Source organism: Fundidesulfovibrio sp. YSD1 (genome assembly GCF_055397115.1).
The window spans coordinates 2,910,086-2,935,199 of sequence record NZ_AP043666.1; the positions used below are offsets into that span (position 1 = coordinate 2,910,086).

The following is a 25,114-nucleotide window of genomic DNA, read 5'->3' on the forward strand; positions in this document are numbered from 1 at the left end:
AAGGCTTTACTCCCGGCCCAAGGCAGGGTAAAGCCCATCGGCTTTGCGACGCTCCCGGCCGGGAGCGTCCGCGACCGCAAAAAGAACGTTCCCGGCCCTCCCGGCCTCCGGCCGCGCGGAGGTGCCGGACCCAAGGTGCTCCCCATGCCGCTTTCCATCGGAATCGTCGGTCTGCCCAACGTCGGCAAGTCCACGCTCTTCAACGCGCTCACCAGGGCCCAGAACGCCCAGGCCGCCAACTACCCCTTCTGCACCATCGAGCCCAACAAGGCCATCGTGCCCGTGCCGGACGCCCGCCTGGACGCCCTGGCGAAGATCGCCAACCCTCAGCGCGTGCTCCCGGCCACGGTGGAGTTCACCGACATCGCGGGCCTGGTCAAGGGCGCGAGCAAGGGCGAGGGCCTGGGCAACAAGTTCCTGGCCAACATCCGCGAGACCCAGGCCATCCTGCACGTGGTGCGCTGCTTCGAGGACGACGACGTGGTGCACGTGCACGGCAAGGTGGACCCCGTGTCCGACATAGAGGTCATCGAGACCGAGCTGATCCTGGCCGACGCCCAGACCCTTGAGAACCGCATGGACCGCCTGCGCAAGCAGGCCAAGGCGGGCAAGGAGCACCAGGCCAGGCTGGCCGCCGCCGAGAAGCTCCTGTCCCACTTGATGGAAGGCAAGCCCGCCGCCTCCATGCCCGGGCTGGACGAGCCTTCCATGGCCGAGCTGTTCGCCGAGCTCTCCCCCATCACGGCCAAGCCCGTGATCTACTGCGCCAACGTGGACGAGTCCGGCCTGGGCGAGGACTCCGCGCAGGTCGAGGCCGTGCGCGGGTTCGCCGCGCGCACGGGCGCCCCTGTGGTCAAGGTGTCAGCGCGCATGGAGGAGGAGATGGCCGCGCTCTCCGACGAGGAGCGCGCCGAATTCCTGGAATCCTTCGGCGTCGAAAGCTCCGGCCTTGACCAGGTCATCCGCACCGGCTACTCGGTTCTTGGCCTCATCAGTTATTTTACCGTCGGTCCGAAGGAAGTGCGCGCTTGGACCATCGAACAGGGCTGGAAAGCCCCCAAGGCCGCATCGGTCATCCATACCGACTTCGAGCGCGGGTTCATCCGCGCCGAGGTCATTTCCTACCAGGACTACGTCACCCACGCGACGGAGGCGGCCTGCAGGGCCGCGGGCGTCCTGCGCCAGGAAGGCAAGGAGTACCCCGTGCGCGACGGGGACGTGATTCATTTTCTCTTCAACGTGTGACCGGCTCATGAGACACACGCCGATCGGCCCGGCCGAAACGGCTCCGCAACCCGCCAGCCCGGGCGGGACCGTGCTGGCCCTTCTCGACGCCAGCCTCGACTCCGCTTTCCTTTTCGACCGAGAGGGAGTGATCCACGCGGTCAACGAGACCGGCGCGCGCAAGATGGGGGGCCTGAGCGCCCCGGAAATGACCGGGCGCAACATGGGCGAGTTCGTGCCCGGGGCGGTTTTCGAACGCAGGATGGAGGCCATCCGGTCGGTCTTCGACACGGGGCGGCCGGTGCGCTTCGAGGACACCCGCGAAGGCCTGATCTTCGACAACAACCTCGTGCCCGTGTTCGGGGACAACGGCCGCGTGCACCGCGTGGCCGTGTTCGCGCACGACATCACCGACGCGCGCGCCGTGGAGGAGAATCTGCGCAGGCGGGCCTTCCAGCAGGGCGTGGTGGCGGAGCTCGGCGTCTTCGCCCTGAGCAGCCTGGATACCGCCGGGCTCCTCGAGAAGACCTGCCGCCTGCTGGGCACGCTTTTTTCCGCGCAGTTCACCGAGGTGCTGAAGCTCGCCGGCGACCAGAGCCACCTCACGCTCGCCGCCGGGACCGGCTGGAGGCAAGGCCTCGCCCCTGCGGCGCGCGTGGAGCTGGAGGGCACCCAGGCGGGCCTCGCCCTGGTCACGGGCCTGCCCGTTGTGGTGGAGAACCTGGCGGCCGACGGGCGCGTCCGGGGCAAGGAAGTCCTCCTGGAGCACGGCGTGGCCAGCGGCATGAGCGCGGTCATCCACGGGCAGGAGCGCCCCTACGGCGTGCTCGGGGTGCACTCCTCCAGGCCCAGGGCCTACGCCCCCGACGAGGTGCACACCCTCCAGGCCGTGGCCAACGTGCTCTCGGCGGCCCTGGAGCGCATCAGGACCCTGGACGCCCTGCGCCGCCTGAACGAGCGCAACACGGCCGTGCTCAACTCCGTGGCCCACGGCATCTACGGCGTGGACACCAAGGGCCGCGTGACCTTCGCCAACCCGGCGGTGCGCCGCCTGACCGGCTTCGGCCGCAAGGACCTCTGCGGCCAGAACGCTCACACGAAGCTGCACCACACCCGCCCCGACGGCTCCCCCTACCCTGAGGAGGACTGCCCCCTGAGCAAGACCCTGGCCGACGGACTCCCCCGCCAGGTGGAGGAGGACGTCTACTGGCGCAAGGACGGGTCGAGCTTCCCGGTGGACTACTCCTGCGCGCCGCTTTTCCTGGGCGAGCGCCTGGACGGGGCCGTGGTGGTCTTCGAGGACATCACCGAACGCCGGATGGCCGAGGAACGCCTCAAGCGCCAGGCCTTCCGCGACGAGCTCACGGGGCTGCCCAACCGGACGGCGTTCGCGGGCCGGCTGGGCGAGGCCCTCGGGAGCGAGGCGCGCGGATTCGCTGTGCTCTCGCTGGACCTGGACGACTTCAAGGTGGTCAACGACGGCCTGGGCCACGCCCTGGGCGACAGGCTCCTGCGCTCGGTGGCCCGGCGCATCGGCAAGGCCGTGGGAGAGGGGAGCGTGCTCGCGCGCCTGGGCGGCGACGAGTTCGCGGTGATCCTGGAAGGACCCGTGAGCCGCGAGGCCGCCCTGGCCGTGGCCGGGGCCGTGCACGCGGAACTGGCCGGGCCGGAGATGCTCGAGGGCTACGAGGTGTTCGTCTCGGGCAGCATCGGCGTGGTCCTGGACGACGGGCGCTACCAGGGCGCGGACGAGGTCCTGCGCGACGCGGACACGGCCATGTTCAAGGCCAAGGCCCTGGGCAAGGGCGAGAGCGCGGTCTTCGACAGGGCCATGCACGACGAGGTGCGCTCCCGGCTCCTCCTGGAGAGCGACCTGCGCCGCGCCGTGGAGCGCGGGGAGTTCTTCCTGGTCTACCAGCCCATCGTGGACCTCGAGACCATGGCCCCGGCCGGGTTCGAGGCGCTGGTGCGCTGGCGGCACCCGGAGCGCGGGCTCGTGGCCCCGCTCGACTTCATCCCCGCGGCCGAGGCCTCGGGGCTCATCCTGCCCATCGGGCGCTTCGTGCTCAAGGAGGCCTGCGCGCAGCTGGCCACGTGGCGCAAGAGCGTGCCCGGGGCCCAGGGCCTGACCATGAGCGTGAACCTCTCGGGCCGCCAGTTCATGCAGCACGACCTGGCCGGGAGCGTTGCCCGGGTCATCGAGGCAGCCGGGCTGCCCGCGTCCGCGGTGAAGCTCGAGATCACCGAGAGCGTGGTCATGGAGCACGCCGGGCGCACGGTGGAGATGCTTAAGGAGCTCAAGAGCGTCGGCGTCTCGCTCATGATCGACGATTTCGGCACGGGGTATTCCTCCCTGGCCTACCTGCGCCGTTTTCCCGTGGACGCCCTCAAGGTGGACCGCGCCTTCGTGCGCAACTCGGACACCGACCGCGACAACCTGCGCATCGTGCGCGCCGTGGTCCAACTGGCCGACAGCATGGACATGTGCGTGGTGGCCGAGGGCATCGAGACCGAGGGCGAGCTTCAGGCGCTGAGGAGCCTGGGCTGCGCCTACGGCCAGGGCTACCGTTTCGCCAGGCCGCTCACCCCGGAGGACGCCCTGGAGTACCTGCTGGCCGCCCTTCCCTGAAGCCTTCCCGTCACGGGGCGTCGGCGCGCAGGGCCAGCTCGGCCAGGGCGTTGACGCAGGCCGCGGCCAGGGGCGAGCCGCCCTTGCGCCCGGCCACGCAAATCCACGGCACGTCCCCGCGCTCCATGAGCAACTCCTTGGATTCCGCCGCGTTCACGAAGCCCACGGGCATGCCCACGATCAGCTCCGGGCGAAGCGCGCCCTCGTCCATGAGTTCCAGGATGCGCAAAAGCGCGGTGGGCGCGTTGCCCACGGCCAGGATCACCGGGCCGTCGAGCCTGGCTGCCTCGTCCACGGCCAGCCTGGCCCGCGTCACCCCGGCTTCCCTGGCCCTGGCCGCGAGCCCCGGGTCGTCCATGAAGCACAGGGTGGACGAGCCCAGGGGCGCGAGTCTGCGCATGGGGATGCCCGCCTGGCACATGCGCGTGTCCGTGACCACCGTGGCCCCGCCGCGAAGCGCCGCCACCCCCGCTTGCACGGCCCCGGGCGAGAAGCGCAGGAGGTCCAAGAGCTCGAAGTCCGCCGAGGTGTGCACGAGCCTGCGCGCCACCTCCCACTCGGCCCCGGCGAAGGGGCGGGGCTCGGGGACCTCTGAGTCGATGATGGAGAAACTCAGCCGTTCGATGCTCGCGGGCTCCAAGGGGCCGCTTGCGCTTGATGCTTTCATCGCGCCCTCCTACGCCTTTGCGCCGCGCGAGCCAAGGGGGCGGCTTGACAAAGGGCGTGGGATGCCCTCAAACGTCCCGAGGCCATTTCAGACTTTGCCGGAGCGCTTTCTCCGGCCTTGGCGGAGAAGTGCATGAGGGTTGCCGATCTCAGGCCGGGCATGGTGCTCGGCGAGGCCGTTCGCGACGTGAACGGCCGCCTGCTCGCGGGCGAGGGCGCGGTGCTGGACGAGCGCAGCATCGGCGTGCTCAAGGCCTGGGGCGTGGGCGAGGTGGCCTTGAGGGGCGAGCGCCCGCTCGGGGCGGCCCCGCCCTCCGGGCAGGACAAGGCCCTGGAGCTGGCCGGGCTGCGCTTCAGGCAAAACCGCCTGGACCACCGCTTCACGGCTGACGCCCACCGCCTGGCGGCCGCGCGCCTGGCCCGGCTTCTGGAGACGGGCGAGGTCCCGCCCCTGGCGGCGAGCGTCTGCGATCCTCCCGCGCCTTCGGGCGAAGAATCCCCTCGGCCGCGCCGCGCCCTGGACCCCGCCGCCCTGGCCGCCTCCAACCCGCCGCTCGGGGCCATGCCCGGGGTGCTCGGCCGCCTGGCCCGCGCCATGGAGGACCCGGGGGCCTCGCCCGTGGAGGTGGCCTCCATCATCATGAACGACCCCGGCCTGGCCGCCACGCTCCTCAAGGTGGCCAACAGCGCCATGTACGGCTTTCCCCAGCGCATCGAAACCATCTCTCGCGCCGTGACGGTCATCGGCGTGCAGCAGCTCTCGGCCCTGGCCCTGGGGCTCGCGGTGATCGGGCTCTTCAAGGACATGGACCGGGGCCTCATCGAGCCGCGCGCCTTCTGGCGGCACAGCCTGGCCTGCGCCTGCGGGGCGCGCGCCCTGGCCTCGGTGCTTGGTCTGCCCAACACCGAGCGCTACTTCGTGGCGGGCCTGCTGCACGACGCGGGCCTGCTGCTCCTCATCCTGCACGCCCCGGAGCCCATGCGCGAGGCCCTCTCCCTGGTGCGCGGGGCAGGGGAGGGGCTGGTATCCGCCGAGCGTGCCGTCCTGGGCACGGACCACGCCGCCGCCGGGGCCGCCCTGCTCGAGTCCTGGGGGTTGCCTCCGGCCCTGGCGCAGGCGGCGGCCTTCCACCACGAGCCGCTGGCCTCCCCGGAGCCGCGCGACGCGGGCATCGTCCACGCGGCGGACTTTCTGGCAGAGGCCCTGGTGTTCGGCTCCGGCGGCCAATCCGTGCTCATGCCCCTGGACACCCAGGCCTTCGACCTGCTGGGCGCCCCTCCCGGGGCGGCCGGGCTGGTCTTCGACCGCGTGGAGGCCCAGCTTGGCCAACTCGAACCGATCTTCCTGCAGAATGTCCCGGCCTGACGCCAGACTCGCCGCGCCCGGCGACGGCCACCTGGAGCGCACCGCGCGCCTGGCCCTGGACGCCCTGGACACCGCCGCCTCGCTTTGCGATTTCACGCCCGGCGTGACCGGCCTCGACGGGCCGGAGCCGATCCTTTCGCTCTGCGCCGAGCGCGTGCGCTCGCTCCTGGCGTTCGAGCGGATGGGGCTCATGCTGGTCAACGAGGCCGACTCCTCCTTCTTCTTCGCCCTGTGCGACCCGCCCTCGGACGCGCCCAGGCTGGAGGCCCTGGCGGCCCGGGCCGTGGAGTCCGGCCGGTTCGCCTTCGCCCTGCGCGAGAAGCGCGCCGTGCCGCTGACGGCCGAGCCCGGGGAGCCCGCGCTCCTGCACGTGCTGACCACGTCCACGCGCATCCGGGGCATGTTCGTGGCCGAGGCCGCGCGTCCGTGCCCCGAGATGGGCGAGGTGACGCTCTCCATCCTTTCCATCCTGCTCGGCAACGCGGCCCAGGCCCTGGAGAGCCACTTCCTCTACCGGCGCATCCGGGAGATGAACGAGGCCCTCGAGGAGAAGGTGGCCCGCCTGGAGCGCTCTGAGCTCGAGCTCACGATCGCCCGCGAGGGGCAGGACCGCGTCATCGAGGAGAAGACCGGCGAGCTCCAGAAGGCGCTCGCGCGCCTGGGCGACGAGGTGCGCCACCGGCGCAAGGCCGAGACACTGCTGGAGGCCCTCAACCAGCGCCTGGAGGCCACGGTGGAGGTGCGCACCCAGGCGCTCTTCCGCAAGGTGGCCGAGATGGAGGCCGCCAACAGGCAGCTCAAGGAGCTGGAAAAGCTCAAGTCGGGCTTTCTGTCCTCTGTCTCGCACGAACTGCGCACGCCGCTGACCTCCATCCGGGGCTTCGTCAAGCTCATCGCCAGGGACTTCCGGCGCTTCTTCGTGCCGGACCCCGGGAGCATCCTCGAGCAGAAGGCCGACAGGCTGCTGCGCAACCTGGACATCGTGGAGAAGGAGTCCGAGAGGCTCACTCGGCTCATCAACGACGTGCTCGACCTGACGCGCATCGAGTCCGGCAAGATGCTCTGGCGCGACGAGCCCGTGAACGTACCCGCGTTGATCATGGACGCGGTCATGGCCGTGGAGGGCAGGCTCGAGAACCGGCCCGACGTGCGCCTGCTCCTGGACCTGCCCAAGAGCCTGCCCGTGGTGACGGCCGACCGCGACCGCATCCTCCAGGTGCTCATCAACCTGGTGGACAACGCCTTCAAGTTCACCAACGAGGGCTACGTGCTGGTGCGCGCCGGGCAGGACGCAGAGGGCTGCCTGACGGTCTGCGTGGAGGACACCGGGCCCGGGGTCTCGCCCGACGAGGCCGAGAAGATATTTGACAAGTTCCACCAGCACGCCAGCAAGGACACCCTGCGCGACAAGCCCTCGGGCACGGGCCTGGGCCTGGCCATCTGCCGCCACATCGTTGCCCACTACGGCGGCAGGATCTGGGTGGAGGCGGCCTCCAACGGTGGCAGCGTGTTCTGCTTCACCCTTCCTTCCACACCCCGGTGTTGACGTAAGCGCGCGGGCGCGAAAGCGCTTGACGCGCCTGGGCTTGTTCAGTACTTCCTCATATCAAGATATCTTGATCTAGTCATGGAGGCTTTCCGGCCATGCAAGCGACCACAGCACCGCGTAGCTTTTTCGGCGATTTCTCCCTCTCGGCCCTGACCGCCGGGGTGGTGGCCGTGGCCGTGTCCTTCGGCGGCCCCGCCGCCATCATCTTCCAGGCCGCGCGCGTGGCCGGGCTCTCTCCGGAGCAGCTCTCCAGCTGGATCTGGGCCATCTGCATGGGCTCGGGCATCTCGGGCATCTGGCTGTCGCTGCGCTACCGCGAGCCCGTGGTCACGGCGTGGTCAACGCCGGGCGTGGCCCTCTTGGCCGCCGGGTGGGCGGCCTACCCGTACCCCGAGGCCGTGGGCGCGTTCATCGTCTCGGGCGCGCTCATCACGCTGTGCGGCGTCACCGGGCTCTTCCAGGCGCTCATGGACCGCATCCCCCGGCCCGTGGTCTCGGCCATGCTGGCGGGCATCCTGTTCCGTTTCGGGGTGGACGTGTTCGCCTACCTGAAGGACGCCCCGCTCCTGGCCGGAAGCATGATCGCGGCCTACCTGGCGGCCAAGCGCGCGACCCCGCGCTACGCAATCGTCTGCACCCTGGGCACGGGCTTTCTCGTGGCCTTCCTGCGTGGCGCCCTGGACTTCGCGGCCGTGGACGCCTCCCTGGCCGTGCCCGTGCTCACGGCCCCGTCGTTCGGGCTGGGGGCGGTCATCGGGCTCGGGCTGCCGCTCTTTCTCGTGACCATGACCGGCCAGAACGCCACGGGCCTCGGCGTCATGCGCGCCAGCGGCTACCAGGCCCCGGCCACGCCGCTGGTCACGGTCACGGGCGTTCTTTCCACGGTGCTCGCGCCCTTCGGCTGCCACGGCGTGAACCTGGCGGCCATCACGGCGGCCATCTGCACAGGCCCCGAGGCCCACTCCGACCCCTCGCGCCGCTACGTGGCCGGGGTGATCTGCGGGGCCTGCTACCTGGCCGTGGGCGTGTTCGGCGCGGCCCTGGTGGGCGTGTTCACGGCCCTGCCCGGGGCGCTCATCGCCGTTGTCTCGGGGCTCGCGCTCTTCGGGGCGATCATCTCCGGGCTGACCCAGGCCATGGAGGACGCGGACAAGCGCGAGGCCGCGCTGGTCACGCTTCTGGTCACGGTCTCGGGCGTGAGCTTCTTCGGCATCGGCTCGGCCTTCTGGGGCCTGGCCGGGGGGATACTCACCGACCGCGCCCTGCACGCGAGGCGCGGGTGAGCCCCTGCGCGCCCCTTGCGGCCTTCAAGGCCCTCTCGGACGAGACACGCCTGCGGCTCTTGCGCCTGCTGGCCCGCTTCGAGCTGAACGTGGGCGAGATCACCGGGGTGCTTCGCATGGGCCAGTCGCGCATTTCGCGCCATTTGCGCATCCTGGTGGAGTCCGGGCTCTTGTCCGCCAGGCGCGACGGCCTGTGGGTGTTCTACCGCGCCGATCGCTCGACGTTTCTGGACGCCGTAAGCCCGCTCATCGAGGACTGCGGCCCGGACGAAGACCTGGACCGCGCCCGCGAGGCCCTGGAGGCCCGCGCCCGCGAGACCCGGCGCTTCTTCAACGCCATCGCCCCGGACTGGCAGGCCATGCGCCGCGAGGTGCTTGGCGAGACGGACCTGGAGGGGACCATCCTCTCGCTTCTGCCCGAAGGCGGCCCCGTGGCGGACCTGGGCTGCGGCCCGGGCGAACTTCTGGACGCGCTCTCGGCCAAGGCGCAGCGCCTCATCGGCGTGGACGCCTCCCCGGCCATGCTGGAGATCGCGCGCAAGAAACCCAGGCTTGCCGGGGCGAGCCTTCGCGTGGGCGAGCTCGAGCACCTGCCCCTGGCCGACGGCGAGGCCCGGGCGGCGGTCATGAGCCTGACCCTGCACCACCTCTCCGACCCCCGGGCGGCCCTGGCCGAGGCCGGGCGCGTGGTGGCACCGGGAGGGGTGCTGGTGGTGGCGGATTACCTCAAGCACGAGAACGAGCTCATGCGCGAGCGCTTCGGGGACCGCTGGCTGGGTTTTTCCAGCCGGGAGGTGTCCTCGTGGCTTGACCGCGCGGGCTTCACGGTGGAGAGGATAGAGGAAAAACCAGTCAAACTGGGCCTGCGCCTGGGCTTCTACGTGGCGCGCAGGCCCTTCACGGAGGAACGAGGATGAGTGTGAAACCGCTCGATTTGACCCTGCCTTACAAAGTCGCCGACATGTCCCAGGCCGAATGGGGCCGCAAGGAACTGCTCATCGCCGAGAACGAGATGCCCGGCCTCATGGCCGTGCGCGCCAAGTACGGCCCGGAAAAGCCGCTGAAGGGCTTGAAGGTGGCGGGCAGCCTGCACATGACCATCCAGACCGCCATGCTCATCGAGACGCTTCACGAGCTTGGCGCGGACCTGCGCTGGGCCAGCTGCAACATCTACTCCACCCAGGACCACGCCGCGGCCGCCATCGCCCAGGCGGGCACCGCCGCCGTGTTCGCCTGGAAGGGCGAGACCCTTGAAGACTACTGGTGGTGCACCGAGATGGCGCTCACCTGGCCCGACGGCTCCGGCCCGGACCTCATCGTGGACGACGGCGGCGACGCCACGCTCTTCATCCATCACGGCGTCAAGGCCGAAAAGGACGCCTCGATCCTGGACAAGCCCACGGACAACAAGGAATTCGCCATCATCCTGGCGCGCCTGGCCGAGTCCGTGAAGGCCGACAAGACCCGCTTCACGAACTGGGTGAAGAAGATCCGCGGCGTCTCCGAGGAGACCACCACCGGCGTGCACCGCCTCTACCAGATGATGAAGGACGGGGAGCTCCTCTTCCCGGCCATCAACGTCAACGACTCCGTGACCAAGTCCAAGTTCGACAACCTCTACGGCTGCCGCGAGTCCCTGGCCGACGGCATCAAGCGCGCCACCGACGTGATGGTGGCCGGCAAGATCGTGGTGGTGGCGGGCTACGGCGACGTGGGCAAGGGCTGCGCCCAGTCCATGCGCGGGTTCGGCGCGCGCGTGATCGTCACCGAGATCGACCCCATCTGCGCGCTCCAGGCCGCCATGGAAGGCTACGAAGTGACCACCATGGACGAGGCCTGCAAGCTGGGCGACATCTTCGTCACGGCCACGGGCTGCTTCGACGTGATCACGGGCGCGCACATGGAGAACATGCGCGACGGGGCCATCATCTGCAACATCGGCCACTTCGACTCCGAGATCGCCATGCACTACCTGGAGAACAACCCCAAGTGCGTGAAGGAGGTCATCAAGCCCCTGGTGGACAAGTGGACCGTGGAATCCGGGCGCTCCGTGCTGGTGCTGGCCGAGGGCAGGCTCGTGAACCTGGGCTGCGCCACCGGCCACCCCAGCTTCGTGATGTCCAACAGCTTCACCAACCAGGCCCTGGCCCAGATCGACCTGGCCCGCAAGGACTACGCCATCGGCGTGTACACGCTGCCCAAGCTCCTGGACGAGGAAGTGGCGCGCCTGCACCTGGAGAGGCTCTGCGTGAAGCTCGAAAGGCTCACCCCCGAGCAGGCCAAGTACATGGGCGTGAGCGCGGACGGCCCCTTCAAGCCCGAGCACTACCGCTACTAGAACCGGCCGGACCGTGTTAAGCAGGCCCCGGGCGCGCGTGCGTCCGGGGCTTCTCTTTTTTTGGCACGTCCGTTGCTTCCTTCCCGTCACGCCGCGACAGGCCGGTCCCCGGATAACCGCGCAACTGCTCGCTCGGCCGGGGGGCCGGTCCCGCGCGGGGTTACGAAAACGTAGGAAAGCCTCACATTTTTGCGCCGCGCCCGGCGGGGGACCCATGAAAGCTCTCGACGACCTGATGCGCTCCATCACGGACATGGCCGGGCCCGACGAAGCGGCCCAAACGCCCGGCACGCCGCCGGACCTGCTGCTCTACGCGCCCTGCCCGGTGAAGCTGGTGGTCAAGGACCATATCGAGGCCATCGTGGAGGACGAGGCCGCCAAGGGCCGCGAGCTCACCGCGCATATCCCCATGGGCTGCACCTCCGTGGACCCCTACGACCCCATCCACAAGATCGAGGACCCAAACAGGCTGCCGGGCGTCATCGCCTCCATCGGCTTCGGGGACTTCTGGCGCAAGGACTTCGCCGCCGCCCACGTGGACGCGGGCGTGTTCGAAGCCGTCCCCGCCAAGACCCTAAGCCCCCTGCACGAGCGCGCCGGGCTCGCGGACCCGCGCGGGTTCTACACGGTCTACGGGGCCACGCCCTACATCTTCCTGGTGGACACCCGCCGCCTGGGCGGCAGGCCCGCGCCCAGGGCCTGGGAGGACCTTTTGCACCCGCGCTTCGCGGGGGAGGTGGTCATGTGTGGCGACGGCGACGACATGGCCGACGCCGTGGTGCTGAACCTCTACAAGGATTTCGGCATGCCCGGCCTGGAGGCCCTGGCCGCGAGCTCGCGCACGCTCATGCACTCCTCGTCCATGGTCAAGTCCGCCGGGAGCGGGGACAAGGACGCGGGGACCATCTACGTGATCCCGGCCTTCTTCGCCTATTCCACGCGCCACCCCGCCCACGTGGAGATCATCTGGCCCTCGGACGGCGCGGCGGCGAGCCCCTTGTACTTCCTGGCCAAGCGTTCCGGGCGCGGGCGCCTGGCTCCGCTGACGTCGTTCTTCTCCGGCGGGTTCGCCTCCATCGAGAGCGCGGCCTGGTTCGCGCCCATGGACGGCTCCGCGCCCTCGCGCCTGCCTGGCGAGGCGAAGCTCAAGTGGGTGGGGTGGGACTTCATCGCGGACAACGACGTGAACGAACTGCGCGACAAGCTGAACGTGCTCTTCCGCACCATGGTCAGGAGGGGCCTGTGAAGCTGGTCACCGTGGCCGGGCCGCCCTCGTGCGGCAAGACCTCCGTGGTGGCCCGGGCCTGCCGGGAGCTTGCGCGCGCGGGCACGGCCTGCGCCGTGGTCAAGTTCGACTGCCTGCAAAGCCGCGACGGCGAGCTCTACCGCGAGGCCGGGGTGCCCGTGTCCGTGGCCTTTTCCGGCGGGCTCTGCCCGGACCACTTCTTCGCCACCAACCTGGAGGAAGCCTTCGAGTGGGCCCGGGGCACGGGCGCGGCGCTGTTTGCCATCGAGACCGCCGGGCTGTGCAACCGCTGCTCCCCGCACGTGCGCGGGGCGCTCGGCGTGTGCGTGATCGACAACCTCATGGGCGTGGACGCGCCCGAGAAGATCGGCCCCATGCTGCGCATGGCCGACATGGTCCTGGTGACCAAGGGCGACCTGGTCTCCCAGGCCGAGCGCGAGGTCTACCGCTACCGCATCCGCCAGATGAACAAGCGCGCGGTGATCCGCCACGTCAACGGGCTCACGGGCCAGGGCTGCGCGGAGTTCGCCGCAGTGATGGCCGCCGCGCCCGACGTGGAGTCGGTCACGGAGATGAAGCTGCGCTTCTCCATGCCCGCGGCCGTTTGCTCCTACTGCCTGAGCGAGACGCGCATCGGGGCGCGCTACCAGAAGGGCAACGTGAAGAAGGCCCGCTTCGGAGGCGTCGATGCAGGCTGATGAACTTCTTGATGGCGAGGGCGGCGTGGCCGAAGGCCGGGTCAGGACGCCCTCGAGCATGGTGCTCACGGCCGGGCGCGACAAGTCCGGCAGGCCCGAGGCCCAGGACGTGGCCTTCGCGCCGGGGGGCATCACCGCGCTTCTCGGGCCGACGGGGTCGGGCAAGAGCCGGTTTCTTTCGGACATCGAGTCCCTTGCCTGCGCGGACACGCCCACGGGCCGCACGCTCCTGCTGGACGGGCGCGCGCCGGACGCGGACGAGCGTTTCGCGCTCCAGGGCAGGCTGGTGGCCCAGCTGACCCAGAACATGAACTTCGTGCTGGATTTGTGCGTGCGGGACTTCGTGCTGCTGCACGCAATGAGCCGCGAGGTGGTCGACCCCGAGGCGGCGGCCGCGCGCGTGCTGGCGGCCGCCAACGACCTTGCCGGCGAGCCCTTCGGCCCGGGCGCGCAGCTCACGCAGCTCTCGGGCGGTCAGTCGAGGGCGCTGATGATCGCGGACACCGCGCTTCTCAGCTGGTCGCCGGTGCTGCTCATCGACGAGATCGAGAACGCCGGGGTGGACAAGCGCAAGGCGCTGGACCTGCTTCTGAAAAGCGACAAGATCATCGTCGTCGCCACCCACGACCCGGTGCTGGCGCTCTCGGCGGACCGCAGGCTGGTGTTCGAGCACGGAGCCGTGAGGAAGGTCATGACCCGCACCCCGGAGGAAGAGGCGCTCCTGGCCAGGCTCACGCTGATGGAAGAGGAGTTCTCGCGCACGCGGGCGCTTCTTCGCGCGGGCGAGCGGCTCGGCTAGAGGAGCCCCAGAAGCTCCAGCGGGTGGTCGATGAACACCCTTCCGCCCGCCTCTTCCATCGTCGCGCGCTCGCGGAACCCCCACGTCACCCCGACTGGCGTCATGCCCGCGCCCAGGGCGCAACGCATGTCCATGGGCGTGTCCCCCACGAAAAGGAAATCCCGGGGCGCGATGTTGAGCGCCCGCGAGATTGAGAGCGCCCCGGTTGGGTCGGGCTTGCGCGGGATCTCGGGCGTCTCGCCGACTATTTGCGCCCACTGCCAGCGCCCGAAGAACTGGGCCATGTTGGCCGCGCAGAACTTTTGCGGCTTGTTGGAGAACACGCACAGTGCCACCCCGCGCGCGGACAACTCGTCCAGAAGCTCCGGGATGCCCGGGTAGGGGGCGGTCTTCTTGTCCAGGTGCTGGGCGTACTCCAGGCGCATGCGCTCGAGCACCGTGTCGAAGTCCTCCCCGGCGTCCGGGGGCAGGGCCCGCTTGACCAGCATGACCACGCCGTCGCCCACGAACTGCTTGTAGCTCTCCACGGGGTGCGCGGGGTAGCCGAAGTGCGCGAGTGTTGCGTTGCCCGCGTCGGCCAAGTCCTCCAGGGTGTTCAGGAGCGTTCCGTCAAGGTCGAAGATGACGCCGCAAACGGGCATGAATCGGTCCCTCCAGGTGATGCAGAAACGGCGGGCGCGCCCGCGCCCCGGCTATTTGAAGTACAGCTTGATCTGGTTGGTGAAGCGCTCGGTCTGGCCCGGGGTGGGCTGTCCGGCGGTGATCACCACGGAGTTTCCGCGCGTGAAGTCCTCCGAGTGGGACACGAAGGACTCGGCCCGGCGCATGTGGCTCTCGCCCGTGGCCTCGATCAGGCGCGGCTGCACGCCCCAGACGAAGTTCATGTGGTGGATCACGCGCTCGTCGGGCGTCAGGGCGAAGATGGGCAGCTCGGGGCGGCGGGACGAGATGAGCCTGGCCGTGGCCCCGGAGAGCGAGTGCGTCACCAGCGCCTCGGACTCGGCGTTGTCGGCCAGGATGCAGGCCGAGTAGGCCAGGTACTTGGCCGGGTTCTTCTCCTTTTTCGGCGCGTACGGCCCGGAGATGCGCTCCAGGTAGTACTTCACGGCGTTGTCGGAGATCTCGCGCATGTACTCCACGGCCTTGACCGGGTGGTCGCCCACGGCCGTCTCCTCGGAGAGCATCACGCAGTCGGCCCCGTCCATGATGGCGTTGGCAACGTCGGTGGACTCGGCGCGCGTGGGGATGGGGTTCTTGACCATGGAGAGAAGCATCTGCGTGGCCACGATGGCGGGCTTCTGGGCGTGGCGGCAGGCGCGGATGATGCGCTTCTGGATGATGGGCAGCTCCGCGATGGAGCATTCGGTGCCCAGGTCCCCGCGCGCCACCATGACCACGTCGGTCAGCGCCAGGATCTCGTCCAGGCGGTCCACGGCGTTCTGGCGCTCGAGCTTCGCCACCACCGGCACCCAGGCGCCGTGCTTTCGTATCTCTTCCTTGATCTGGCGGATGTCCTCGCCGGACTGCACGAAGGAGATGGCCACGGCGTTGAGCCCTATGTCCAGGCCCTCGTGCAGGTCCTTGATGTCCTTGGCCGTGAGCGCGGGCAGGGCGTGGTGCTTGCCCGGGAAGGCGATGCCCTTGCGCGAGGAGAGCACGCCCGCGTTCTCGGCGCGCATCTCGAAAAGCCTGTCCTTCTTGAGCGTGGCCGTCACGGTGAACTGGAGCATGCCGTCGGAGAGGTTCACGGGCATGCCGGGTTCGAGCCCTTCCAGCAGGGCGGGCACGTCCAGGGGCACGAAGGCCTGGGAGCCGCCCGAGTTCTCGTCCGGCAGGCCCAGGCGCAGTATCTCGCCCTTGTCCACCTGGCGGGGCGCGTTTTCGATCTCGCCGATGCGCGTCTTGGGGCCGCAGAGGTCGCCAAGCGCGGTCAGGGGCTTGCCGATTTCCGATTCCACCTCGCGGATGACCTTGATCACCGGCTCGAAATCGGCGGCGACCGAGTGCGAGAAGTTGAGCCTGAAGATGCGCGCGCCGGCCAGGGCCAAGGCCTTTATGGTCTCGCGGGACATGGAGGCCGGGCCCAGGGTGGCGATGATCTTGGTGGTCATGGGGTTCTCCGGATTATTCAGGTTCGACGCCATTGATAGCCGATAGACCGCCGGTTGTGTATCAAAAAAACCCGTTGTCCGGGGGGCATAAAGCGGATGCGCTCCGGCGGGCTTTTGTGTAGAACCGCGCCAGCGGGGGGTATCCATGCTCAACAAGACGAGACTGCTCACCCCGGGCCCCACGCCGCTTCCCGAAGAAGTGCGGCTGGCCATGGCCCGGGACATGATCCATCACAGAAAGCCCGCCTTCCTGCCCGTGATGCAGGACGTGCGCGACGGACTGAAATACCTTTTCCAGACCGCGCAGGAGGTCATGCCCCTTTCCTGCTCCGGCACCGGGGCCATGGCCGCGGCGATCTCCAACCTCTTCGCCCCGGGCGAGAAGGTCCTGTGCATCGAGGGCGGCAAGTTCGGCGAGCGCTGGGGCGAGATCTGCGAGGCCCACGGGCAGATCCCCGTGCGCCTGATGGTGGAGTGGGGAAAGCCGGTGGACCCGGCCGCCGTGCAGGCCGCCCTGGACGCCGACCCGGAGATCGCGGGCGTGTGCGTGCAGGCCTCCGAGACCTCCACGGGCGTCTTGCACCCGGTGCGCGAGCTGGCCAGAGTCACGGCCGGGCGCGACACGCTCCTGGTGGCCGATGGCATCTCCGCCGTGGGCATCTCGCCCTGCCCCATGGACGCCTGGGGCGTGGACTGCCTGCTCACCGGCTCCCAGAAGGGGCTGATGCTGCCGCCGGGCCTGGCCTTCATCGCCTGCTCGGACAAGGCCTGGGAGAAGTGCGCCCGGGTCAGGCCGTCCAACTTCTATTTCCAGCTTCTTGGCGAGCGCGAGAAGATCGCCAAGAACCAGACCATGTTCACCTCGGCCGTGGGCCTGCTCGTCGGGCTTCGCGAGAGCCTCAAGCTGTTTCGGGACCACGGCCTGGAGAACATGTTCCGCAAGCAGTGGGCCCTGACCATGATGGCCCGCGCGGGCGTGTCCGCCATGGGCCTCGAGCTCCTGGCCCCGGAGAGCTTCACCTGGGGGCTCACGTCCGTCAGGATGCCGCTTGGGGTGAGCGCCTCGGCCGTGGTCAAGGCCGCTTCGGATGATTATGGTGTCGTATTGGCCGCCGGGCAGGGCCACATGAAGGACCAGGTGGTGCGCCTGGGCCACATGGGCTACGTGGATTTCGGCGACGTGCTGGCCGGGCTCGCCGCCTTGCGCCGGGCCTTCACGGCCAGCGGCGGCTTCGTCGGCTGCCCGGACGCGCTGGAGCAGGCCATGGACGCCTACGCCAAGGCCCTGGAATCCGGCCCTCCGGCCTATTGAGATCCGCTTCGAGGAGCATCCATGAACCAGGACAAGCAGTGCGCGACCTGCCCCGACGGGCAGGACGACTACGCAGGGACCTGCCTACCCAAGGTCGATTTCACCACCTTCGTCTACTCCCTGGCCTCGGCCACGCTGGTGCACCTTGGCGAGATGGCCGACCCGGAATCGGGCAGGACCACGCCCAGCATGCCGCTGGCCAAGCATTCCATCGATACGCTGGCCATGCTCGAGGAAAAGACCAAGGGCAACCTGAGCTGCGAGGAGAACAAGCAGCTCGGGGAAATCCTCGGCCACCTGCGCATGCTCTACGTGAAGAAGAACGGCTGAGCCCCCGGCGGGGGACGGCAAGCCTTGCCCGCGCCTGGCGGGCGCACCTCGCGGGCGAAAGCCCCGGCCTTGAAGCCGGGCCTGCCCGCGCACGCACTTGGAGGACCATGATGTCGCGCATTCCCGTGGGACTGGTGGGAGTCACCGGCTACACCGGCATGGAACTGGCCAGGCTCCTGGCCGCGCACCCCTCGCTCGAGCTCGTCCGGGCCACCTCGCGCACGGACGCGGGCAAGCGCCTGGCCGAGATCTATCCCTTCGTGCAGGGCACGCGCCTGGAATCCATCGTGCTCACCGAGCCCGACCCGGCGGACCTGGCCAAGGCCTGCGAACTGGCCTTCCTGGCCGTGCCCCACGGCGCGGCCATGGACACCGCCGCCGAGCTCCTGGCCGCCGGGCTCAGGGTGGTGGACCTCTCGGCGGACTTCCGCCTGCACAGCCCCGAGGTCTACGCCCAGTGGTACGGCCTGGAGCACCGCCATCCCGGGCTCATCCCCACGGCGGTCTACGGCCTGCCCGAGCGCTACGCCGAGGCCATCGCCAAGGCCAGGCTCATCGCCAACCCGGGCTGCTACCCCACGTCCATCATCCTGGGACTCTGGCCCGCGCTGGCCAAGGCGCTCGTGAACCCCGAGGACATCGTCTGCGACTCCAAGTCCGGCACGTCCGGGGCCGGGCGCAAGGCCGGGGTTGCCACGCTCTTCTGCGAGATCCACGACTCCTTCCGGGCCTACAGCCTGGCCTCGCACCGCCACACCCCGGAAATCGAGCAGGAGCTCGGGGCCGTGGCCGGGCGGGAGATGACCGTCTCCTTCAACCCGCACATCCTGCCCATAGACAGGGGCATCCTCTCCACCATCTACGCCAAGCTCGCCCCTGGCGTGGGCCTGGACGCCGTGCGCCTGGCCTACGAGGAGCACTACCGCCCCCACCCCTGGGTGCGCGTGCTGCCCAAGGGCAAGCTGCCCGAGACCCGCTTCGTGCGCGGGACCATGTTCTGCGACATCGGGCTGGTGGTCGATCCGCGCACGGACAGGCTCATCGTCTGCTCGGCCATCGACAACCTCTGCCGGGGCGCGTCGGGCCAGGCCCTGGCCTGCGCCAACCTGATGCTCGGGCTGCCCGTGGACGAGGGCCTGGCGTCGGCGCCCTTCATGCCCTGAAGGGCCTGGTGCGCGGAGCGCCGAGCGCTTCGGGTTGACTTTTCCCCGTTTTGACGGATGATCTCGGGAAAATTACCCGGAGAAACGCCGAATTCGCATGGCCGAGACCGAGAAACAGCCGCTTCAGGGCGAGGAAATCCTCGAGCAGGTCTTCGTGGCCCGCCAGCCCATCTTCGACCGGAAGATGAAGGTCTGGGGCTACGAGCTGCTCTATCGCCACGGGGCCGCGGCCTCGGGGGCGGTCTTCCCGGACGGCGACGTGGCCACGTCGCAGGTCATCGCCGACGGGGTGACGCTTGGGCGCTCGGGGCTTCTGGAAACGGAAAAGACCCTGGTCAACTTCCCCATGAACCTTCTCCTGGAGGGCTTCGGCTTCGCCTTGCCCCCGGAGAGCTGCGTCATCGAGATCCTGGAGACCGTCTCGCCCACGCCGCAGGTGATGGCGGCCCTGACCAGGCTCAAGGGCGCGGGCTACACCCTGGCCCTGGACGACTTCGTGGGCCAGGCCGAGCACGAGCCGTTCCTGGCCCTGGCGGACATCGTCAAGGTGGACGTGCTGGCCACGCCGCCCGCGGAATTGCCCGGGCTCGCCAAAAAGCTGTCCGGCGGCGGAAGGCTCCTCCTGGCCGAGAAGGTGGAGGACGTCTCCATGCACCGGACGGCCCTGGAGCTCGGCTTCCAGCTGTTCCAGGGGTATTTCTTCCGCAAGCCCGAGCTGGTGGAAGGCCGCAAGATGTCCAGCTCCGAGGTCTCCAAGGTCAAGCTCCTGAAGGAACTGGCCGACGAGGACTTCGACCCGGGCAAGGTCTCGCGCATCATCGAGGCGGACCTCTCGCTCTCCTACCGCCTGCTGCGCTACATCAACTCGGCGGCCTTCGGGCGCAGCGACGCCATCGACTCCATCCGCCAGGCCATCATGGTCCTTGGCCAGCGCAACCTCTCCAAGTGGCTCCAGGCCGTGCTCATGAGCGACCTGGACCCCTCGCCCAAGGGCCGGGAACTGGTGTTCATGTCGGTCCGGCGCGCCAGGTTCCTGGAGCTTCTGGGCCGCGTGCTCAAGAATCCGCCCGCCAAGCCGGACGCGCTCTTCGTGCTGGGGCTTTTCTCGCTCTTGGACGCGCTCCTGGGCCAGCCCATGGAGGAGATCATCAAGGACCTGCCCCTGAGCCGGGACCTGACGGACGCGCTTCTGGGCGGGGAGAACGAGGCCAGGGAACTGCTCATCCTGGCCAGGGACCTGGAATCGGCGGAATGGCGGGGGGTGAGGTCGTTTCTCGAGGCGCTCAAGCTGCCGCCCCAGGCGGCCACGTCCCTGCACGCCGACGCCTTGCGCTTCGCCGGGGAACTGGTGCACGACGCGCACGCAACGCCCCCGCCGGACAGCGGCGGCAAGGGCGGCCGCCGCCGGTAGCGGCCTAGGCCTGCTCCCCGGCCTCGCGGTCGTCCACCACGCGCTTGGTCTTGGCGAAGCTGCGCGGCAGCTCCCCCTGGCCCATCACCTCCACCCAGGCCCGCACCATCACCTGCTTGCGCAGCTCCTCGCTTATGGCCTCGGAGAGGTTCTGGTCGTAGGCCGCGTCGGTCTCGGGGCGACGCTCCACCTGCAGGAGCATCTGGTCCTTGCCGCCCTTGCGGAAGAGGTGGATGCGGAATTCGCTGCCCACCTCGCGGAAGTGCTCGAGCACGGCCGCGATCTGGCCGGGGTAGATGTTCACGCCCCGGAAGATGAACATGTCGTCGGAGCGGCCCAGGATCTTGTCGTGGCGCGGCAGGCACTGGCCGCAGGCGCAGGGGCCGGGGATGAGCCTGGTCAGGTCGCGGGTGCGGTAGCGGATCAGCGGCGCGGCCTGTTTGCGAAGCGAGGTGACCACCATCTCGCCGGTCTCGCCCGGGGCCACGGGCAAAAGCGTCTCGGGGTCGAGGATTTCCAGGATGTAGAGGTCGGCCCAGTAGTGCACGCCCTCGTGCGCCCGGCATTCGAGCCCGGTGCCCGGGCCGTAGAGCTCGGTCATGCCCACGATGTCGAAGCTCTCCTCGAGGCCGAGCATCTCCTGGAAGCGGACGCGCATCTTGGCCGAGTGCGTCTCGGCCCCGAAGATGGCCTTTTTGAGCGCGATCTTGCCCGAGAGCCCGCGCTTCTTCACCTCCTCGGCCATGAGCAGGGCCATGGACGCGGTGGAGCAGAGCACGGTTGAGCGCATGTCCTCCAGGAGCTGGAGGTGGATCTCCATGTTGCCCGGCCCTACGGGCACGGCCATGGCCCCGAAGTGCTCGCAGCCCAGCTGGAAGCCCGCCCCGGCCGTCCACAGGCCGTAGCCCACGGCGATCTGCACGCGGTCCAGGGTGGTCAGCCCCGCGAGTTCGTAGCAGCGCGCGAACATGAGCTTCCATGTGTCGATGTCGGCCTGGGTGTAGGCCAGCACCTTGCGTTTGCCCGTGGTGCCGCTGGAGGCGTGGATGCGCACCACCTGGTCCTCGGGCACGCTCAAGAGCGGCAGGGGGTAGCCTTCGCGCAGGTCTTCCACGCTGGTCAGCGGCAGGCTGCCCAGGTCGTCGAGCGAAAGCGTCATGCCGGGCTCGTAGCCCGCCCCTTCGAGCTTGCGGCGGTAGGCCTCGGAGCCCTGGAAGGCGTGCCTGAGGGTCCAGTTGAGGCCTTGGGCCTGGATGGCGGCCAGTTGGTCGGCGGAGACGTCGGGGAGGAAGCGGTGCGGTGTCGGCATGGGCAGCTCCTTTAGCCCAAAAAGGCTATGAGAAAAACCCCCAGGACCATGATGGCCGCGCCCACGAGGCGCTCGCGCATGCGGCCCTCGCCGAGCACCAGCCAGCCCAGCAGCACGGCGAACACGGCGCTGGTGCGCTTCACGGCGATCACGTAGGGCACTATGGCCACGGTCAGGGCGTACATCTGGCAGGCGCAGGTCACGGCTTCCAGAAAGCCCGTGGCCGCGAGGTCGAAGGGCTTGGAGAGCACCTGGGCGAAGCCGCGCCGGGAGCGCATCCAGACGATGGGCGTCATGCACACGGCCGTGAACCCGAAGGCGCACATGATCCAGAACATGGGCGAAGAGTGGCGCAGCCCGATCTTGTCGATGTTGGCCGACACGGACCACAAAAAGGCCACCACGAGCATGAAGCGCACGCCCTTGTCCCGGGCCAGGGCCCTGAAAGGCTCGAGCAGGCCCCGCTTCGCGCTGGCCAGGTTCATGGCGTAGGACCCGGCCGCGATGCACACGATGCCCACGAGCCCCATGGAATCCGGGAACTCGCCCAGCATCACGGGCGAGGTGACCAGCAGAAAAAGCGGCGTGGCCGTGAGCATGGGCGCGGCCAGGGAGAGGTCCGCCAGCTCGAGCGAGCGCACGTAGAACATGAACGTCACGGCGGCCAGGGGGCCGGTGACCAGGAGCGCGGGCCAGAACCCGGGCTGGATGGCCGGCACGCCCTCGCGCAGCACGGGCAGGGCCAGGAAGAGCGCGGTGGTCAGGCAATAGGCCCAGACCACCACGGCCGCGTCCACCCCCGCGACGCTGCGCTTCAGGCACAGGTCCTTCACGGCCTGGCACAGCGCCGCGACGAGCATCAATCCCACCCACATCACAGGCCTGGCCCCCCTTGCGCCCCCGGGACGCCAGGGCCGCGCGTCCGGAAGGCGCATCGGCCTCTCGCGGGGCGCAGCGTATGGGTCACGCCGGGCGGGGCTTCATACCCCTTCGAGCAAGCTAACGCCAGCCCTGCATGAACCCGGAAGCGTTTTTGCCCTCGCGGATGCTCCTGATGAGCGCCGAGCCCACGACCACGGCGTCGATCAGGTCCCCGAAGGGCTTGACCTGCTCGGGGCGCGAGATGCCGAAGCCCAGGGCGATGGGCACGCCAAAGTGCGGGCGCACCTGCTTGAGCTTCTCCAGAACTTCCGAGGGCAGGCTCTCGCGCACGCCCGTGGTGCCGAGCACCGAGACGAAGTACACGAACCCGCGCGCCTTTTGGCCATAGAGCGCCAGGCGCTCTTCGGGGGTGTTCAGGCCCACCAGGCGGATGAGGTCAACGCCCGATCCGGCCAGGGCCTCGTCCATGGGGCCCATCTCCTCCAGCGGCAAGTCCGGCACGATGAGCCCGGCCACCCCGGCCGCGGCGCAGTCGGCCGCGAGCCGTTCCAGCCCGTATTGCAGGAAGGGGTTGTAATAGCCCATGAGCACGAGCCCGGCCTTGAAGGAGCCCTTGCGGGCGGCGAGCCCGGCCAGGATCCAGGCCAGGTTCACGCCGCGCTCCAGGCACTCCAGGCTGGCCTGCTCCACCACGGGGCCGTCGGCCACGGGGTCGGAGAAGGGCACGCCTATCTCGATGACGTCGGCCCCGCCGTCGTCCAGGGCCTGAAGCTCGTTCCAGAACTCGTCCAGGCCCGGGAACCCGGCGGGGAGGAAGGGGATGACCGCCTTGCGGCCCTCGGCGTTGGCCGCTTGGATGCGCTTGGTGAGTATGGACATGGCTAGGCCTTCTTGTTTTCGTATTCTTCGATGATGCCCAGGTCCTTGTCGCCGCGCCCGGAGAGGCAGACCATCACGTGGCTTCCCGGGGCGATGTCCCTGGCGTTTTCCAGAACCCAGGCCAGGGCGTGGGAGCTCTCCAGGGCCGGGATGATGCCCTCGGCGCGCGAGAGCGTGTGGAAGGCGGCCAGGGCCTGGGAGTCGTTGACCGTGGCGTAGCGGGCGCGGCCGCTGTCCTGAAGGCCCGCGTGCTCGGGGCCCACGCCGGGGTAGTCCAGGCCCGGGGCGATGGAGTGCGAGGGCTCTATCTGGCCGTCCTCGGTCTGCAGGAGCATGCTCATGGCCCCGTGCAGCACGCCCGTCGTGCCCAGGTTGAGCGGAGCGGAGTGGTGGCAGCCCGGCTCGCCGGTTCCGGCGGCCTCGACGCCCACCAGGCGCACCTCGGGGTGGGGCACGAACTCGTGGAAGGCCCCGATGGCGTTGGACCCGCCGCCCACGCAGGCCACCACGCAGTCCGGCAGGCGGCCGATCTTGCGCAGGAACTGGGCCTTGGCCTCGCGGCTGATCACGGACTGGAACTCGCGCACCAGGGTGGGGAAGGGGTGCGGCCCGGCGGCGGTGCCGAAACAGTAGTGAGTGGTGCGCTGGTCCGCGATCCAGCGGCGAAGCGCGGCGTTGATGGCGTCCTTGAGCGTCTTGGTGCCGGACTCGATGGGCACCACCTCCGCGCCCAGGAGCTTCATGCGCTTGACGTTGTGCGACTGGCGCTCCACGTCGGTGGCGCCCATGTACACCAGGCACTTGAGCCCGAGCATGGCCGCGGCCGTGGCCGTGGCCACGCCGTGCATGCCCGCGCCGGTCTCGGCCAGGAGCACGGACTTGCCCATGCGCCTGCACAGAAGGCCCTGGCCCAGGGCGTTGTTGATCTTGTGCGCCCCGGTGTGGTTCAGGTCCTCGCGCTTGAGCCAGAGGTTGAAGCCGAGCTTTTCCGAAAGATTGGGGCAGCGGTACAGGGCCGAGGGCCTGCCCACGTAGTCCTCCAGGATGGCCTGGAACTCGTCCTGGAACTCCTTGCTGGGCACGATGGAGCGCATGGCCTCCTCGATCTCCAGAAGCGGCGGCATGAGCAGTTCCGGGACGAACATCCCGCCGAATTTGCCGAAATAGCCTTTTTGCATGTTGCGATGCCTCCGGCGGCCAGGGGGGAAACTTATCGAAAAGCTCCCCTCCTGGACCCCCTTCAAAAACTTTTGATTATGCGAAACGTTTGACCGACTTTTTCGATGTCCTTGACGCCGGGGGACGTCTCCACCCCGGAATTGAGGTCCAGCCCGGCCGGTGCGGCCTGGCTCAGGGCCTGGGCCGCGTTCTCCGGGGAGAGGCCGCCCGCCAGGAGCCAGGGCCTCGGGGCCTTGAGGCCCGCCAGAGCCGGGAAATCCATACTTTTGCCGTGGCCGCCGCCGGAAGTGCCCGAATCGAGGAGCATGCAGGCGCACGAGTCCGCGAAGCGCTCCATCTCGCGCTCCAGGTCCCCCAGGCTCGGGAAACGCAGGGGCCAGAAGACCTTGATCACGCGTTCCGGGCCGACGTTCCGGCAGAACTCTTCGTCCTGCCCGGCGTGGAGCTGGGCGAAATCGAGCCCGGCCAGGCCCATGATCCTCTTCACCTCGCCGGGGTCCTGCTCCACGAACACGCCCACGCGTTTGGCCCTGCCTCGCGGCATGGCCGCCACGTGCTCCGGCTGCACTTTCCTGGGGCTTTTGGCCGCGAAGATGAAGCCCAGGAAGTCCGCGCCCATTTCGTCCAGCACCGCCACCTGCGCGGGCAGAGTCATGCCGCAGACCTTGACCAGAACGCTCACGGGGCCCCCCCGCCGGGGATTCCAAAGGGCGCGAGCCCTTTGGCCGCCGGAGGCTTTC

The 25,114-nt window shown here is 69.2% G+C and carries 22 protein-coding genes; 14 read left to right on the forward strand and 8 right to left on the reverse strand.

Annotated features, from left to right (window positions below; genetic code table 11):
• Window positions 1–144: 144 nt before the first annotated feature.
• Both ychF and ACZ5V4_RS13600 read left to right on the forward strand, forming a co-directional pair.
• Window positions 145–1,245 carry a redox-regulated ATPase YchF gene (gene ychF, locus ACZ5V4_RS13595; RefSeq protein WP_464315403.1) on the forward strand — a complete coding sequence of 367 codons (1,101 nt, stop codon included), beginning with the start codon at window positions 145–147 and terminating at the stop codon, window positions 1,243–1,245.
• 7 nt (window positions 1,246–1,252) lie between these two features.
• Window positions 1,253–3,853 carry a sensor domain-containing protein gene (locus tag ACZ5V4_RS13600; protein WP_464315404.1) on the forward strand — a complete coding sequence of 867 codons (2,601 nt, stop codon included), beginning with the start codon at window positions 1,253–1,255 and terminating at the stop codon, window positions 3,851–3,853.
• Between the two features lie 10 nt (window positions 3,854–3,863).
• Here ACZ5V4_RS13600 and ACZ5V4_RS13605 read toward each other — a convergent pair whose 3' ends face one another.
• Window positions 3,864–4,520, reverse strand: a complete 657-nt coding sequence (locus ACZ5V4_RS13605; RefSeq protein ID WP_464315405.1) for a precorrin-8X methylmutase — start codon at window positions 4,518–4,520, stop codon at window positions 3,864–3,866.
• Window positions 4,521–4,652: 132 nt separating this feature from the next.
• On the opposite strand from ACZ5V4_RS13605, the gene ACZ5V4_RS13610 reads away from it, so the two are divergent.
• The 8 genes from ACZ5V4_RS13610 (at window position 4,653) to ACZ5V4_RS13645 (ending at window position 13,798) form a co-directional block, all read left to right on the forward strand.
• Entirely contained in the window at window positions 4,653–5,885 is a 1,233-nt protein-coding gene (locus ACZ5V4_RS13610; protein WP_464315406.1) for an HDOD domain-containing protein, read from the forward strand.
• Window positions 5,872–7,431, forward strand: a complete 1,560-nt coding sequence (locus ACZ5V4_RS13615) for a sensor histidine kinase (protein WP_464315407.1) — start codon at window positions 5,872–5,874, stop codon at window positions 7,429–7,431. Before ACZ5V4_RS13610 ends, ACZ5V4_RS13615 begins: the two co-directional genes overlap by 14 nt.
• 98 nt (window positions 7,432–7,529) lie before the next feature.
• A complete protein-coding gene (locus tag ACZ5V4_RS13620; RefSeq protein ID WP_464315408.1) occupies window positions 7,530–8,717 on the forward strand; it encodes a benzoate/H(+) symporter BenE family transporter in 1,188 nt (395 codons plus the stop codon).
• On the forward strand, window positions 8,714–9,634 hold the full coding sequence (locus tag ACZ5V4_RS13625; RefSeq protein WP_464315409.1) for an ArsR/SmtB family transcription factor: 921 nt from the start codon (window positions 8,714–8,716) through the stop codon (window positions 9,632–9,634). The genes ACZ5V4_RS13620 and ACZ5V4_RS13625 overlap by 4 nt, the downstream gene beginning before the upstream one ends.
• A complete protein-coding gene (gene ahcY / locus ACZ5V4_RS13630; protein WP_464315410.1) occupies window positions 9,631–11,055 on the forward strand; it encodes an adenosylhomocysteinase in 1,425 nt (474 codons plus the stop codon). The genes ACZ5V4_RS13625 and ahcY overlap by 4 nt, the downstream gene beginning before the upstream one ends.
• A 214-nt stretch (window positions 11,056–11,269) precedes the next feature.
• Complete coding sequence (locus ACZ5V4_RS13635; RefSeq protein WP_464315411.1) at window positions 11,270–12,301, forward strand: ABC transporter substrate-binding protein; 1,032 nt, start codon at window positions 11,270–11,272, stop codon at window positions 12,299–12,301.
• Complete coding sequence (locus ACZ5V4_RS13640) at window positions 12,298–12,999, forward strand: GTP-binding protein (RefSeq protein WP_464315412.1); 702 nt, start codon at window positions 12,298–12,300, stop codon at window positions 12,997–12,999. Before ACZ5V4_RS13635 ends, ACZ5V4_RS13640 begins: the two co-directional genes overlap by 4 nt.
• Window positions 12,989–13,798, forward strand: a complete 810-nt coding sequence (locus tag ACZ5V4_RS13645) for an ATP-binding cassette domain-containing protein (protein WP_464315413.1) — start codon at window positions 12,989–12,991, stop codon at window positions 13,796–13,798. The genes ACZ5V4_RS13640 and ACZ5V4_RS13645 overlap by 11 nt, the downstream gene beginning before the upstream one ends.
• Here ACZ5V4_RS13645 and ACZ5V4_RS13650 read toward each other — a convergent pair.
• Window positions 13,795–14,439, reverse strand: a complete 645-nt coding sequence (locus tag ACZ5V4_RS13650) for an HAD family hydrolase (RefSeq protein WP_464315414.1) — start codon at window positions 14,437–14,439, stop codon at window positions 13,795–13,797. The two genes, ACZ5V4_RS13645 and ACZ5V4_RS13650, sit on opposite strands and share 4 nt — an antisense overlap.
• A 51-nt stretch (window positions 14,440–14,490) precedes the next feature.
• Window positions 14,491–15,909 (reverse strand): pyruvate kinase, encoded by a 1,419-nt coding sequence (gene pyk / locus ACZ5V4_RS13655; protein ID WP_464315415.1) that lies wholly within the window; start codon window positions 15,907–15,909, stop codon window positions 14,491–14,493.
• Between the two features lie 145 nt (window positions 15,910–16,054).
• Here pyk and ACZ5V4_RS13660 point away from each other — a divergent pair, with 145 nt between their 5' ends.
• From ACZ5V4_RS13660 to ACZ5V4_RS13675, 4 genes are all read left to right on the forward strand, one after another.
• Complete coding sequence (locus ACZ5V4_RS13660; protein ID WP_464315416.1) at window positions 16,055–17,221, forward strand: pyridoxal-phosphate-dependent aminotransferase family protein; 1,167 nt, start codon at window positions 16,055–16,057, stop codon at window positions 17,219–17,221.
• A gap of 21 nt (window positions 17,222–17,242) precedes the next feature.
• Entirely contained in the window at window positions 17,243–17,551 is a 309-nt protein-coding gene (locus ACZ5V4_RS13665; protein WP_464315417.1) for a DUF1844 domain-containing protein, read from the forward strand.
• 110 nt (window positions 17,552–17,661) lie between these two features.
• Window positions 17,662–18,714, forward strand: a complete 1,053-nt coding sequence (argC, locus tag ACZ5V4_RS13670) for an N-acetyl-gamma-glutamyl-phosphate reductase (protein WP_464317833.1) — start codon at window positions 17,662–17,664, stop codon at window positions 18,712–18,714.
• Between the two features lie 97 nt (window positions 18,715–18,811).
• Window positions 18,812–20,125 (forward strand): EAL and HDOD domain-containing protein, encoded by a 1,314-nt coding sequence (locus ACZ5V4_RS13675; RefSeq protein ID WP_464315418.1) that lies wholly within the window; start codon window positions 18,812–18,814, stop codon window positions 20,123–20,125.
• A gap of 4 nt (window positions 20,126–20,129) precedes the next feature.
• On the opposite strand, the gene ACZ5V4_RS13680 is transcribed toward ACZ5V4_RS13675, so the two are convergent.
• From ACZ5V4_RS13680 to ACZ5V4_RS13700, 5 genes are all read right to left on the reverse strand, one after another.
• On the reverse strand, window positions 20,130–21,434 hold the full coding sequence (locus tag ACZ5V4_RS13680) for a phenylacetate--CoA ligase (protein WP_464315419.1): 1,305 nt from the start codon (window positions 21,432–21,434) through the stop codon (window positions 20,130–20,132).
• 11 nt (window positions 21,435–21,445) lie between these two features.
• Window positions 21,446–22,309 carry an EamA family transporter gene (locus ACZ5V4_RS13685; protein WP_464315420.1) on the reverse strand — a complete coding sequence of 288 codons (864 nt, stop codon included), beginning with the start codon at window positions 22,307–22,309 and terminating at the stop codon, window positions 21,446–21,448.
• Window positions 22,310–22,433: 124 nt separating this feature from the next.
• Window positions 22,434–23,195: a tryptophan synthase subunit alpha gene (gene trpA / locus ACZ5V4_RS13690; protein WP_464315421.1), complete on the reverse strand. Its 762-nt coding sequence runs from the start codon at window positions 23,193–23,195 to the stop codon at window positions 22,434–22,436.
• Window positions 23,196–23,197: 2 nt separating this feature from the next.
• On the reverse strand, window positions 23,198–24,373 hold the full coding sequence (trpB, locus tag ACZ5V4_RS13695) for a tryptophan synthase subunit beta (RefSeq protein WP_464315422.1): 1,176 nt from the start codon (window positions 24,371–24,373) through the stop codon (window positions 23,198–23,200).
• Window positions 24,374–24,435: 62 nt separating this feature from the next.
• A complete protein-coding gene (locus ACZ5V4_RS13700) occupies window positions 24,436–25,056 on the reverse strand; it encodes a phosphoribosylanthranilate isomerase (RefSeq protein ID WP_464315423.1) in 621 nt (206 codons plus the stop codon).
• Between the last annotated feature and the right edge of the window lie 58 nt (window positions 25,057–25,114).

Coding starts and splice junctions, on each gene's coding strand:
- ACZ5V4_RS13605 (WP_464315405.1), bottom strand. CDS start 4,520: ATGAAAGCATCAAGCGCAAGCGGCCCCTTGGAGCCCGCGAGCATCGAA.
- trpA (WP_464315421.1), bottom strand. CDS start 23,195: ATGTCCATACTCACCAAGCGCATCCAAGCGGCCAACGCCGAGGGCCGC.
- ychF (WP_464315403.1), top strand. CDS start 145: ATGCCGCTTTCCATCGGAATCGTCGGTCTGCCCAACGTCGGCAAGTCC.
- ACZ5V4_RS13610 (WP_464315406.1), top strand. CDS start 4,653: ATGAGGGTTGCCGATCTCAGGCCGGGCATGGTGCTCGGCGAGGCCGTT.
- pyk (WP_464315415.1), bottom strand. CDS start 15,909: ATGACCACCAAGATCATCGCCACCCTGGGCCCGGCCTCCATGTCCCGC.
- ACZ5V4_RS13665 (WP_464315417.1), top strand. CDS start 17,243: ATGAACCAGGACAAGCAGTGCGCGACCTGCCCCGACGGGCAGGACGAC.
- ACZ5V4_RS13645 (WP_464315413.1), top strand. CDS start 12,989: ATGCAGGCTGATGAACTTCTTGATGGCGAGGGCGGCGTGGCCGAAGGC.
- argC (WP_464317833.1), top strand. CDS start 17,662: ATGTCGCGCATTCCCGTGGGACTGGTGGGAGTCACCGGCTACACCGGC.
- ACZ5V4_RS13680 (WP_464315419.1), bottom strand. CDS start 21,434: ATGCCGACACCGCACCGCTTCCTCCCCGACGTCTCCGCCGACCAACTG.
- ahcY (WP_464315410.1), top strand. CDS start 9,631: ATGAGTGTGAAACCGCTCGATTTGACCCTGCCTTACAAAGTCGCCGAC.
- ACZ5V4_RS13675 (WP_464315418.1), top strand. CDS start 18,812: ATGGCCGAGACCGAGAAACAGCCGCTTCAGGGCGAGGAAATCCTCGAG.
- ACZ5V4_RS13635 (WP_464315411.1), top strand. CDS start 11,270: ATGAAAGCTCTCGACGACCTGATGCGCTCCATCACGGACATGGCCGGG.
- ACZ5V4_RS13600 (WP_464315404.1), top strand. CDS start 1,253: ATGAGACACACGCCGATCGGCCCGGCCGAAACGGCTCCGCAACCCGCC.
- ACZ5V4_RS13660 (WP_464315416.1), top strand. CDS start 16,055: ATGCTCAACAAGACGAGACTGCTCACCCCGGGCCCCACGCCGCTTCCC.
- trpB (WP_464315422.1), bottom strand. CDS start 24,373: ATGCAAAAAGGCTATTTCGGCAAATTCGGCGGGATGTTCGTCCCGGAA.
- ACZ5V4_RS13615 (WP_464315407.1), top strand. CDS start 5,872: ATGTCCCGGCCTGACGCCAGACTCGCCGCGCCCGGCGACGGCCACCTG.
- ACZ5V4_RS13685 (WP_464315420.1), bottom strand. CDS start 22,309: ATGTGGGTGGGATTGATGCTCGTCGCGGCGCTGTGCCAGGCCGTGAAG.
- ACZ5V4_RS13620 (WP_464315408.1), top strand. CDS start 7,530: ATGCAAGCGACCACAGCACCGCGTAGCTTTTTCGGCGATTTCTCCCTC.
- ACZ5V4_RS13650 (WP_464315414.1), bottom strand. CDS start 14,439: ATGCCCGTTTGCGGCGTCATCTTCGACCTTGACGGAACGCTCCTGAAC.